The sequence below is a fragment of the Bradyrhizobium sp. LB13.1 genome, assembly GCF_054056815.1.
In genome coordinates, this window is record NZ_JBSRYQ010000001.1 from 5,910,751 (window position 1) to 5,922,829 (window position 12,079).

The 12,079-nt window shown below is 64.5% G+C and carries 8 protein-coding genes and 3 pseudogenes; 8 read left to right on the forward strand and 3 right to left on the reverse strand.

Annotation, left to right across the window (positions count from 1 at the left end; all coding sequences use genetic code 11):
- The first annotated feature begins 84 nt into the window (after positions 1-84).
- Positions 85-1,347 (forward strand): MFS transporter, encoded by a 1,263-nt coding sequence (locus tag ACVWYI_RS28715; protein WP_456663789.1) that lies wholly within the window; start codon positions 85-87, stop codon positions 1,345-1,347.
- Here ACVWYI_RS28715 and ACVWYI_RS28720 read toward each other — a convergent pair.
- Positions 1,344-2,018 carry a Crp/Fnr family transcriptional regulator gene (locus ACVWYI_RS28720; protein WP_247350462.1) on the reverse strand — a complete coding sequence of 225 codons (675 nt, stop codon included), beginning with the start codon at positions 2,016-2,018 and terminating at the stop codon, positions 1,344-1,346. The genes ACVWYI_RS28715 and ACVWYI_RS28720 overlap by 4 nt on opposite strands.
- Positions 2,019-2,351: 333 nt before the next feature.
- On the opposite strand from ACVWYI_RS28720, the gene ACVWYI_RS28725 reads away from it, so the two are divergent.
- The 6 genes and pseudogenes from ACVWYI_RS28725 to ACVWYI_RS28750 all read left to right on the forward strand — a co-directional run bounded on the left by ACVWYI_RS28725 (position 2,352) and on the right by ACVWYI_RS28750 (position 9,589).
- Positions 2,352-3,173 (forward strand): ABC transporter ATP-binding protein, encoded by an 822-nt coding sequence (locus tag ACVWYI_RS28725; RefSeq protein WP_456663790.1) that lies wholly within the window; start codon positions 2,352-2,354, stop codon positions 3,171-3,173.
- Positions 3,170-5,103: pseudogene (locus tag ACVWYI_RS28730) on the forward strand (AMP-binding protein). The gene ACVWYI_RS28725 and the pseudogene ACVWYI_RS28730 overlap by 4 nt, the downstream one beginning before the upstream one ends.
- 220 nt (positions 5,104-5,323) lie before the next feature.
- A complete protein-coding gene (locus ACVWYI_RS28735; RefSeq protein WP_247443650.1) occupies positions 5,324-6,217 on the forward strand; it encodes a branched-chain amino acid ABC transporter permease in 894 nt (297 codons plus the stop codon).
- Positions 6,218-6,220: 3 nt separating this feature from the next.
- A complete protein-coding gene (locus tag ACVWYI_RS28740) occupies positions 6,221-7,294 on the forward strand; it encodes a branched-chain amino acid ABC transporter permease (protein ID WP_354106672.1) in 1,074 nt (357 codons plus the stop codon).
- A gap of 45 nt (positions 7,295-7,339) precedes the next feature.
- Positions 7,340-8,625 (forward strand): annotated as a pseudogene (locus ACVWYI_RS28745) (ABC transporter substrate-binding protein).
- A gap of 124 nt (positions 8,626-8,749) precedes the next feature.
- Entirely contained in the window at positions 8,750-9,589 is an 840-nt protein-coding gene (locus ACVWYI_RS28750; RefSeq protein ID WP_456649228.1) for an ABC transporter ATP-binding protein, read from the forward strand.
- A gap of 17 nt (positions 9,590-9,606) precedes the next feature.
- Here the strand turns inward: ACVWYI_RS28750 and ACVWYI_RS28755 are convergent, their stop codons facing one another.
- The gene (locus tag ACVWYI_RS28755) at positions 9,607-10,368 is read right to left on the reverse strand and encodes an AGE family epimerase/isomerase (RefSeq protein ID WP_456663791.1); all 762 of its coding nucleotides are present in this window, start codon (positions 10,366-10,368) and stop codon (positions 9,607-9,609) included.
- Positions 10,349-10,801, reverse strand: a pseudogene (locus ACVWYI_RS28760) (AGE family epimerase/isomerase); the annotation flags it as partial. The gene ACVWYI_RS28755 and the pseudogene ACVWYI_RS28760, both read right to left, overlap by 20 nt.
- A 44-nt stretch (positions 10,802-10,845) precedes the next feature.
- Here ACVWYI_RS28760 and ACVWYI_RS28765 point away from each other — a divergent pair.
- A complete protein-coding gene (locus ACVWYI_RS28765) occupies positions 10,846-12,069 on the forward strand; it encodes a phenylacetate--CoA ligase family protein (protein ID WP_456663792.1) in 1,224 nt (407 codons plus the stop codon).
- The last annotated feature ends 10 nt before the right edge of the window (positions 12,070-12,079 follow it).

Below are 12,079 nucleotides of genomic sequence, written 5' to 3' on the forward strand. Positions count from 1 at the left end.
CACGAGCATCGCCAGCGCTAGGTTGCCGAACAGCAAGAAGAAGCAACAAGGCAAGGGAATCGCCGTGATACGCGCCATCGCGCCTTGAGCACAGCCGCACGACCCTCCGCGCTCGCGCCGTTTCGCATCCGCAACTACCGCTTCCAATGGCCATCCGATCTGCTCACCTCCTGGGCGTTCGAGGTCGAGACTCTCGTGCTCGGTTGGTACATTCTGATCGAGACCGGCTCGGTGTTGCTGCTCACCGTGCTTGCGTCGCTGCAATTCGTCGGAACGCTCGTCGCACCGGTGCTCGGCATGATCGGCGACCGCATGGGTCATCGCGATCTCCTGGTCGTAATGCGCCTTGCCTATGCGGTGCTTTCGTCGACCATCATGGTTCTGGCCCTGACCGGTCATCTGTCGCCACTGAGCGTCATGATCATCGTCGCAATCATGGGCCTGATCCGCCCCTCCGATCTCGGCGTTCGCGGCGCGCTGCTTGCCGAGATCATGCCGGCCGAGCAACTGGTGGGCGCCATCAGCGTTGCGCGCACGACCCAGGACAGCGCGCGCATCGCCGGCGCGTTGACGGGCGCCGGGCTGTTCGCCGTCCTCGGCATTGGCCTCGTTTATGTGGCGATCGCCTGTCTCTATTTTGTGGCAGCGCTTCTCATGCTCTGCCTGACCCGGCCGGAAAAAACAGTTGTCACAACTGATCTCCCGGCGAACGGCCGCGCCGTTTCGAGATTGCTGGGCGATTTGAAGGAAGGGATCGTCTACGCCTGGAATGGCCCGGGGATGCGCGCAGCGCTGTGCGTCGCCTTTCTGGCCAATCTCACCGCATTTCCCTTCACCGGCGGATTGCTGCCCTACATCGCGCGGGACATCTTTCATACCGACCAGACCGGCCTCGGCTATCTCTCGGCGAGCTTCGCCGTCGGCTCGCTGATCGGCTCCATCACGCTCAGCCTCGTCGGCGGAGTGCGCATTGCCCGGCTTCTGATCGGCGCGACGCTGGCCTGGTACGCCATGCTCCTGGTGTTCGTCGAGATCAGAACCATGCCCGTGGCGATGGCCTGCCTCGTCCTCGCCGGCATCGCCCAGAGCATGTCGATGATTTCAGCTGCCGTGATTCTGATGCGGACGGCGAGTGCGCATCTGCGCGGCCGCGTCATGGGCGTGCGCATGATGGTGATCTACGGCCTGCCGATCGGACTGCTCGCAGCCGGCAGCCTGATCGACGTCATCGGCTATTCGGCGACGGGTTCGCTCTATGCCGCCTCAGGATTCATCGCAATGCTGGCGATCGCAATCCGCTGGCGTGCCGACCTCTGGCCGGTGCACGCTCCTGCCAATGGGCGCTAGTCCCCGTAACCGCGCAACCGCTCGATATCGAGAATGGTGACGCCGCCATATTCCAGCCGGAGCAAGCCCTCCTTCTCCAGCCGGTTCAGCGCGCGATTGGCATTCTGGCGGGACATTCCGGAGAGCGCGCCGATCTCCTCCTGGGTGATCTCCAGATGCGCGGTCGATTCCGGATAGAGGATCGGATTGAACAGCGACGCGATGCTGCGGGCAAGCCGCGCGGTAGCATCCAGCGTGCGGTTGACCTCGAGCATGCCGATGAACTGGCCGAGCCGCTCGTTGAGCTGGCGCACCAGGAAACGGTTGAAGCCAACGCTGTTCTCGAACAGCCACATGAAGGCGCTACGTTCCATCAGTGCGACGCGGCTGTTGCGCAGCGCGACCACGTCATAGCGGCGCGGCTCGTTCTTCAGCACGCTGCCTTCGCCGAACCATGCCCCTGCCGTCAGCCCGGCCAGACTCGTCTCCTTGCCGTCGCGCGAGACCCCGCCCATCCGGGCAAGCCCAAAAACCATGCCGGCCCAATAGTCGAACGTGTCGCCGCGCATGAACACGGTCTCGCCGGTGCCGTAGAACCGCTCCGTGATCCCGGCACGCGCGACCTCGATCTCCCTTTCTGTGAGCTCGCGCGCCCAGGCAGCGACGCGCTTCAGTTGATCCTCTGAAATCATGATCCCGAAGCCAGCCGCACCGTTCGCCACTCCTTGTTCTGCTGCATTGCAGCATGGCCGCTTCGACCACCATCCGACGAAAGACGGAGGCTGCTACCGCCCGAAAACTTTGTCGCAGAATTGTCAGGCGGGAGACATTTCAAAATAGCGCTTTCCCCTATTGAGGACCACCTCGGACGATGCGGCTTTTGATCCCAACGGGAACGAGAGTGGCGCGGCTCCGGTCGAGACCATCTGCTGCATGGCCTCACCGGCACAGCCGTACTAGGATCGCCGAAGAGAAACGGACGAAGAGCGCCCCTGAATGCGCCATCACCGGGAGGGATTTGTTTGGTGGCTACCAGTCTCGAAGTGCGCGGCGTGTCCTTGCGATTCGGCGGCGTCCGTGCGCTGACCGATGTCGGCTTCGCCATCAGGGATGGCGAGCTGTTCTCGATCATCGGCCCCAACGGCGCCGGCAAGACCTCGATCGTGAACTGTATTTCCGGCCGCTACAAGCCGACCGAAGGCCAGCTGTTCTACCAGGGCCGCGACATCTCCGGCCTGACGCCCAACGCGCGCGCTTCGCTCGGCATCGGCCGCACCTTCCAAAATCTGGCACTGTTCCACCACATGAGCGTGCTCGACAACATCATGGTCGGCCGCCATCACCTGCTGAGGAACAATTTCCTCACGGGCTCGCTGTACTGGCTCACCGGCGCGCGCAAGGAAGAGCTCGAGCACCGCCGTAAGGTCGAGGAGATCATCGATTTCCTCGACCTCCAGTCGGTGCGAAAAGCGCCGGCCGGCACCCTCTCCTACGGCCTGCGCAAGCGCGTCGAGCTCGCCCGCGCCATGGCACTGCAGCCGCGCCTCATTCTCCTCGACGAGCCGATGGCCGGCATGAACTTCGAAGAGAAGGAGGACATGGCCCGCTACATCGTCGACCTCAACGAGGAGTTCGGGATGACCGTGGTGATGATCGAGCACGACATGGGCGTGGTGATGGACATCTCCCACCGCGTCATGGTGCTGGATTTCGGCCGCAAGATCGCCGAAGGCGATCCGGCCGCCGTGCTCGCCGATCCCCACGTCAGGCGCGCCTATCTCGGCGAAGAGGACGAGGTGCTGGTCGATCCCGACGATGCACCGCCGGCGCAGGAGAGCGCGGCATGATGGATTACGCGGGCCGCGTCGCGCAGGCCGACACCTATCCGAAGATGCTCCGGCTCAACGCGAAGGAGTACGGTAACGAGATCGCATTGCGCGAGAAGGATCTCGGGCTGTGGCGCCCCTTCACCTGGAATGACTATCAGACACGGGTGCGCGATTTCGCGCTCGGTCTGGTCGAATTGGGCCTGGGGCGCGAGGATGTCATCGGCATCATCGGCGACAACCGGCCGGACTGGGTCGCCGCGGAAGTGGCGGCTCACGCGATCGGGGGATTGAGCCTCGGGCTCTATCGCGACGTGCTGGACGAAGAGGCCTCTTATCTCCTCAACTATGGTGAAGCCCAGCTCGTCTTCGCCGAGGACGAGGAACAGGTCGACAAGCTGCTTACGCTGGCCGAACGCGTGCCGAGGCTGAAGCACATCATCTATTCCGACCCGCGCGGCATGCGGAAATATGAGGATCCGCGTTTGATGTCCGCGGAAAAGCTTGCCGAGCTCGGCCGTGCCCGGGCGACGCGCGAGCCTGAGCTTTACAACCGCCTGGTCGACGCGACCAAGGGCGAGGACGTCGCGATCCTCTGCACGACGTCAGGCACCACCTCGCATCCAAAACTTGCGATGCTCGCCGCCGGTCGCGTGCTTGGCCATTGCGCGACCTATCTCGCCTTTGACCCGAAAGGACCGGACGACGAATACGTCTCGGTGCTGCCGCTGCCTTGGATCATGGAGCAGGTCTATGTGCTCGGCAAAGGCCTTTTGTGCCGGATGAAGATCAACTTCGTCGAAGAGCCCGATACCATGATGAACGATCTGCGCGAGATCGCGCCGACATTCGTGCTCTTCGCGCCACGCGTCTGGGAATCGATCGCTGCGGACGTGCGCGCCAAGGTAATGGACGCGACGCCCTTCAAGCAGCGCCTGTTCGACATCGGCATGAAGTCGGGTCTCGCTGCGCTCGCAGACGGCAAGCGTTCGGGCTTTGCTGACGCGATCCTGTTCCGCGCGCTGCGCGACCGCCTCGGCTTCACCCGGCTGCGGTCGGCCGCGACCGGCGGCGCGGCACTCGGCCCCGAGACCTTCAAGTTCTTCCAGGCCATGGGCGTGCCGCTGCGCACGCTCTACGGCCAGACGGAATTGCTCGGCGCCTACACGCTGCATCCCGAGGGCAAAGTCGATCCTGACACCACTGGCGTGCCGATGGCCGACAGCGTCGAAATCCGCATCGACAACGCCGACGTTCACGGCGTCGGCGAGATCGTGGTGCGGCATCCCCACATGTTCCTCGGTTACTACAAGAACCCGGAGGCGAGCGTTGCCGATATTCGGGAAGGCTGGATGCTGTCCGGTGACGCCGGCTATTTCAACGACAACAAGCAGCTCGTGGTCATCGACCGGATCAAGGATCTCGCCGAGACCTCGCGCGGCGAGCGCTTCTCGCCGCAGTTCATCGAGAACAAGCTGAAATTCTCGCCCTACATCGCGGAAGCGGTGGTGTTAGGGGCGGGTCGCGACGCACTCGCTGCGATGATCTGCATCCGCTACTCCATCATCTCGAAATGGGCGGAGAAGAACCGGCTCTCGTTCACGACCTACAGCGATCTCGCCTCGCGACCCGAGGTCTATGCGCTGCTCCGCAAGGAGGTTGAGACCGTCAACGTCACACTGCCGCCGGCGCAGCGCATCTCGCGATTCCTGCTGCTCTACAAGAAGAGCTCGACGCCGACGACGGCGAGCTCACCCGCACGCGAAAAGTGCGCCGCAGCGTCATCAACGAGAAATACGAAGCCATCATCGACGCGATCTACCGCGGCGACGCCGACATCCCCGTCGACACCATGATCCGCTTCCAGGACGGCACCACGCAGAGGGTCCGGACGACGCTGCGAGTGGTGGATCTGGGTGGACCGGGGCATTTGGCGGAGGCCGCGGAGTGAGGTCGCTTCGGGAGAACGCGCGGCCAGTCGATGCGCCCTCTCCCCTTGTGGGAGAGGGCATCACCGCCGCCAACCACACCCTCACGCGCGTGAGGGGTTCTCTCTCCGCATCCTCACTGCGGAGACAACCCCTCACCCGGCTTCGCTCCGCGAGGCCGCCCTCTCCCGCAAGGGGAGAGGGTGCACCGTCATCGCTTTTGCACTCTGCGCGGACATCGACATGAACACTGCCTTCCTCATTCAGCTCCTCGTCAACGGCCTCGTGGTCGGCACGCTCTATGGCGTGGTCGCGATGTCGTTCGTGCTGATCTACAAGGCGACACAGGTCGTCAATTTCGCGCAGGGCGAGCTCTTGCTGGTCGGCGCCTGGGTGTGCTGGACCTTGCTCGCGAAATACCAGGTGCCGTTCTGGATCGGCATGCCGCTGACGCTGGTGTTCATGTTCGTGTTCGGCATCGCGGTGCAGGTCCTGATCCTGCGGCCGATGATCGGCGAGCCCATCATCTCCGTCATCATGGTGACGATCGGCCTCTCCACTGTACTGCAGGCGACGCTGAAGTGGATGTTCGGGGTCAATCCGCAGCCGTTCCCGCGCGTGTTCGAGAGCCAGTCCGTCAGTCTGTTCGGGCTCCAGATCCAGACCGTCTATGTCATGAGCCTCGTGGTCTCGGTCGCGATGATGATCGGCATGGCCTGGTTCTTCCGCGCGTCAAAGTACGGCCTTGCGATGCGCGCCACCGCATTCAACCAGCAGGTGGCGCAGTCGCTCGGCATTTCCGTGAAAAGCGTGTTCGCGATGGCCTGGGCGATCTCGGCAACGGTGTCGGCCGTGGCAGGCGTCGTGGTCGCGGTCGTGAACGGCGTATCCTCGGGCCTTGCCGCTTACGGCATAAAAGTGTTTCCGGCTGCGATCCTCGGCGGGCTCGATTCCGTCGGCGGCGCCGTGCTCGGCGGCATCATCATCGGGCTACTCGAGAACATCGCGCAATATGTCGACAGCGAATACCTGCACTGGGGCAATCTCTACGAGATCGCGCCGTTCTACGTCCTCATCATCGTGCTGATGATCAAGCCCTACGGCCTGTTCGGCACCCACGACATCGAACGGATCTGATCCATGGCCGGCCCCGCCCTCATCCCTGCTGGTGATTTCCGCACCTCTTACGCGGCCGACACCACGATCTTCCCGACCACGACCAGCCGCAACTTTGCGATCGTCGGCGTGGTGCTGCTCTGCCTCGTGCCGCAATTCCTTGGTGGCTACTGGCTCAGCATCCTGATCCAGATCGGCATCTTCTCGATCGCCGCGCTTGGCCTCAACATCCTGGTCGGCTTCACAGGCCAGATTTCGATCGGCCACGCCGCCTTCTTCCTGCTCGGCGCCTTCACTTCGGCCTACATCTCCAACAACGCATCGATCCCGGTGTTCTTCGCGATCCCCCTCGCGGGCGTCGTCACTGCGCTGGTCGGGCTGATCTTCGGCATCCCGGCGGCGCGACTGAAGGGGCTCTACCTCGTCATCGCGACGCTCGCGGCACAATACATCCTGCTCGACTTCTTCTCCCGCGCGGAGTGGTTCACCGGCGGCTCGGTGCCGGCGAGCGCCAACCCGTTCTCGCTCTTCGGATACACGCTGCGCGGCGACAGGCAGTATTTCTATGTCGTGCTCGCCTATGTGATCGCAAGCTACGTTCTCGTCACCAATCTGATGCGCACGCGCGACGGCCGCGCCCTGGTGGCGATCCGCGACCATTATCTCTCGGCGGAGATCATGGGCATCAATCTCACCAAATACCGCACGCTGTCATTTGGCCTCGCCGCCTTCTTCGCCGGTATCGCCGGCGCGCTCTATGCGCACTACCAGCTCGTGGTCTCCCAGGAAGGCTTTGGCATCGAACGCTCGATCCTGTTCCTCGCCATGATCATCATCGGCGGCACCGGTTCGATCATGGGCACGCTGATGGGCACCGCCTTCGTGGTGCTGCTGCCTGAGACGATGGAATTCCTCAGCGTTGCCCTGAAGGGCGGCGCGATCGACAAGGCGCTGTCGCTCAACACCAACATCACCTTCCTGCGCGAGATCGCGATCGGGGTGATCATCATCGCGTTCCTGATGTTCGAGCCGGACGGGCTCGCCCATCGCTGGCGGCAGATCAAGGCGTACTGGAAACTCTACCCGTTCTCGCATTGAGCACGGCAACTCTCTAACCAACAAATAAACAGGAGGAGACAACCAATGAAGACGAAATCCCTTTTGAGCACCGCATCGCTGGCATTGGCCATCGCCGCATTCTCGGCAAGCGCGCAGGCGCAGATCGCAATCGGGCATCTCGCCGATTATTCCGGCGGCACGTCCGATGTCGGCACGCCCTACGGGCAGGCCGTCGCCGATACTTTTGCCTGGGTCAACAAGAACGGCGGTGTGGGCGGAAAGCAGATCAACGTCGACACCAACGACTATGGCTACCAGGTGCCGCGCGCGATCGCGCTCTACAAGAAGTGGTCGGCGCCCGACAGCAAGGTCGCCGCAATCATGGGCTGGGGCACAGCGGACACCGAGGCCCTGACCGGTTTCCTCGCCCAGGACAAGATCCCCGACCTCTCCGGCTCCTACGCCGCCGCCCTCACCGACCCCGAAGGCGTCAGCGGCAAGGCCAAGCCCGCGCCCTACAATTTCTTCTACGGCCCGAGCTATTCGGACTCGCTGCGCGCGATGCTGATGTGGGCCGCCGAAGACTGGAAGGCCAAGGGCAAGTCCGGCAAGAGCCGAAATTCGTGCACATGGGCGCCAACCACCCCTATCCGAACGCACCGAAGGCCGCCGGCGAAGCCATGGCGCAGGAACTCGGCTTCGAGGTGCTGCCGCCGCTGGTATTCGCACTCGCGCCGGGTGACTACAGTGCGCAGTGCCTGAGCCTGAAATCCTCGGGCGCCAACTACGCCTATCTCGGCAACACCGCCGCTTCCAACATCTCGGTGATGAAGGCCTGCAAGACCGCCGGCGTCGACATCCAGTTCATGGGCAATGTCTGGGGCATGGACGAGAACGCCGCCAAGACCGCGGGCGATGCCGCCGATGGCGTGATCTTCCCGCTGCGCACCGCGGTGAGCTGGGGCGGCGATGCGCCCGGCATGAAGACGGTGATGGAGATCTCGAAGATGTCCGATCCCACCGGCAAGGTCTATCGCCCCGTGCACTACATCGCCGCCGTCTGCTCGGCTCTCTACATGAAGGAAGCGCTCGACTGGGCCGCCAAGAACGGCGGCGCCACCGGCGACAACGTCGTGAAGGGTTTCTACCAAAAGAAGGATTGGGTGCCGTCCGGCATGGAAGGCGTCTGCAATCCCTCGACCTGGACCGAAAAGGACCACCGCGGCACGCTGAAGGTCGATCTGTACCGCACCAAGATTGCGGGCGCGACCGACGGCGACCTCAACGGCCTCATGGCCAAGGGCACGATCAAGCTCGAGAAGGTCAAGACCGTGGAGCTGCCGCGCAAGCCGGAATTGCTGGGGTGGTAACCACAATGTCGGACGTCATGGCCGGGCTGGTCCCGGCCATCCACGCCTGACCATTCGTACGAAGTACGTGGATGCCCGGGCCAAGCCCGGGCATGATGAGCACAGCAAATTGGCGGCACCTGATATGACCGAGACTCTCGCAGCATCCCGCCCCTCCCCGAGCATCGTACCCGCGCCGCCCCTCCTCGGCGTGCGCAACATCGAAGTCGTCTATGACGATGTCATCCTGGTGCTGCGCGGCCTCAGCCTCGACGTCCCCAAGGGCGCAATCGTGGCGCTGCTCGGCGCCAACGGTGCCGGCAAGTCGACGACGCTGAAGGCGATCTCGGGGCTGCTCAAGACCGAGGACGGCGAGGTCACGCGCGGCGAGATCCTGTTCGAGGGTGAGCGCATCAACGGTATCGATCCCGACAAGATCGTCCGCCGCGGCATTTTCCAGGTGATGGAGGGCCGGCGCATCGTCGCCGACATGACGTCGCTGGAAAACCTCAAGCTCGGCGCCTTCACCCGCAAGGACCGCGAGGTCGGTGCCGATCTCGACATGGTCTTCGACTATTTCCCGCGGCTGAAGGAGCGCACCGGGCTAGCCGGCTATCTCTCCGGCGGCGAGCAGCAGATGCTCGCGATCGGCCGCGCGCTGATGGCGCGACCGAAGATGATCCTGATGGACGAGCCCTCGATGGGCCTGTCGCCGCTGCTGGTGAAAGAGGTGTTCTCGATCATCCAGAAGATCAACCGCGACCTCGGTGTCACCATTCTGCTGGTCGAGCAGAACGCCCGCGCAGCGCTGTCGGTGGCAAGCCACGGCTACATCATGGAGCAGGGCAAGGTCGTCCTCGACGGCACCGCGGACGAATTGCGCGACAACGAGGACGTCAAGGAATTCTACCTCGGCGGCGCCGGCGACCAGCGCAAGAGCTTCAAGAACCTCAAGAGTTTCAAGCGGCGCAAGCGCTGGCTGTGACCCGCAACGCCTCGAGCCTAGCTCAGCACCTGCTCCGCTTCCGTAACGGCGCAGAGAACATGATAGAACGACGACGCAGGAATGGTGTCGATCAGCGATTTGCCGTCGCGATCGAACTGGTCGTACCAGCCGCCCCGCACGGGATGGTTGAGATAATGCCGTTCGAGCCGCGCCAGCGCCATGCGCGCCTCGTCCGCCGCGCCCGTCTCGCCGGATTCGGCCTGCGCGATCCACGCTTTCGCAATCTCGGTCTGCGGCCACAGCCGGCGCGTGCCGCGGCGAATGTTGCCGGCGTCGTCGCCTTCGTCGATCAGGCAGCCGTTGGCCGCGTCGCGATAGCGCAACGCGGTCTCCAGCAGTTCGGCGCGCCGCTGTCCGGTCGGGCAGCCCGTGATGCGTTCGAACCCCTTCAGCAGCCAGACCCATTCCGCCTGGTGTCCCGGCTCGACGCTGACCGGCGCGATCTTCGACCAGTCCTCCTCGAAATATTCGCCGAGCGCGCGCGTCTGCTTGTCGTAGAGATTGGCGAGGAACAGCGCGAAGAACTCGCCGGCGCGGTTCTGGAACGACAAATCGTGGGTCGCGTCGAAGCACGCGATCATCGCCTCGAACAGATGCATGTGCGGATTCTGCCGGCGCGGCAGCGAGACCGGCAGGCCTTCGTGGACGCCGCCGTGCGGCGAGCGCAAATGGCCGTCGAGGAAGGTGAGCAGTGCGTCGATCTCGGCGCGAATTTGCGCGTCCTGGTCGAGCGCATAGACGGTCGCCAGCGCAAACAAGGATGAAGGCGTGGTCGTAGGCGTCGCGCCGGCCGTCCAGCACCGCGCCCTCCGGCGTCAGCCGGTGCACGTAGCCAGGCCGGCCGTCGGGCGCTTTCGCGCGTGCGAGCAGATGCTCCAGCCCCTTGAGCGCGATGGCGCGCCCCTCAGGATACCAGCCCATCTGCGCGGCCTTGGCGTAGCACCAGATCTGGCGGGCCTGCACGAACACGCGCCGCGGCGCGGCCACGTCCGCCGTGCCGTCATGGTGCAACCGATCGATGAAACCACCCGCGCCATGGTCCCAGCCGACCGTCGACCACAGCGGCAGCGCCTCGTCGATCATGCGGCGCTTCAGGCGCGCGACGACGTCCGCCACCTCGCCCGCCGCAATGATTCCTTCGTCCGCCATCGCGTCCTCTTCAAACCTCGCCAATGGCCGTCTGATACCCATGCCGGCGGCGGCGCGCAACGGATGCCAACCCGGAAAGATCAGCCATGACCGCCCATTACGACGCCCTCGAGACGCGCAAACAAGCCGCACGCGAGGCCGATCTGTTCTCCCGCCTGCCAGGCGTGCTGCGCAGTGCGATGACCGCGCCCGCCTATGCCGATCGGCTGAAAGGCGTCGATCCGGCCGCCGTGACCTCGAGGACGGCCCTGGCAGGCCTGCCGGTGCTGCGCAAGTCGGAACTGCCGGCCCTGCACAAGGCCTCCACGCCCTTCGGCGGCTTCGTCGCGGCTGCGCCCGGATCGTTCGCCCGCCTCTTTACCTCTCCAGGGCCGATTTTCGAGCCGGAGGGACGACAGGCCGACCCCTGGCGCGGCGCACGGGCGCTGTTCGCGGCCGGGTTCCGGCCCGATGACATCGTGCTCAACACCTTCAGCTACCATCTCACCCCCGGCGGCTTCATCTTCGATGCGTCGGCGCGCGCGCTCGGCTGCGCCGTGATCCCCGCAGGTCCCGGGAATACCGAGCAGCAATTCGAGCTGATCGAGGCCTACCGCCCTGTCGGCTACAGCGGCACGCCCGACTTCCTGAAGATATTGCTCGATGCCGCTGCCAGTTCGGGCCGCGATGTCTCCTCGATCAAACGCGCGCTGGTTTCGGGCGCGGCGTTCCCGCCCTCGCTCCAGGCGGAGATGAAGGCGCGCGGCATCGACGCTTACCAGGCCTTCGGCACCGCGGATCTCGGCCTCATCGCCTTCGAGACCGGGGCGCGCGACGGCATGGTCGTGAACGAGGACCTGATCATGGAGATCGTCAAGCCAGGCACCGGCGATCCCGTGGCGCCGGGCGACGTCGGCGAGATCGTCGTGACCTCGCTCGACCCGCACCATCCCTGGATCCGGCTCGCGCTCGGCGACCTCACCGCGGCGTTGCCGGGGACCAGCCCCTGCGGGCGCACCAACATGCGTATCAAGGGCTGGATGGGCCGCGCGGACCAGACCACCAAGGTCAAGGGCATGTTCGTCCGCCCCGAGCAGATCGCCGAGATCGGCAAGCGCCATTCCGCGCTCGGAAGACTACGCCTCGTCGTCGCGCGCCAGGGCGAGACCGACGCGATGACGCTGAAAGCGGAAACGGCGGCCGCGAGCGACGCGTTGCGCGACGAGATTGCAGGCAGCTTGCGCGCAGTGACGAAACTCGGAGGCGACGTTGAACTAGTGAGGCCCGGCGCGCTGCCGAACGACGGCAAGGTGATCGCGGACGAGCGGTAGAGGATGGGTG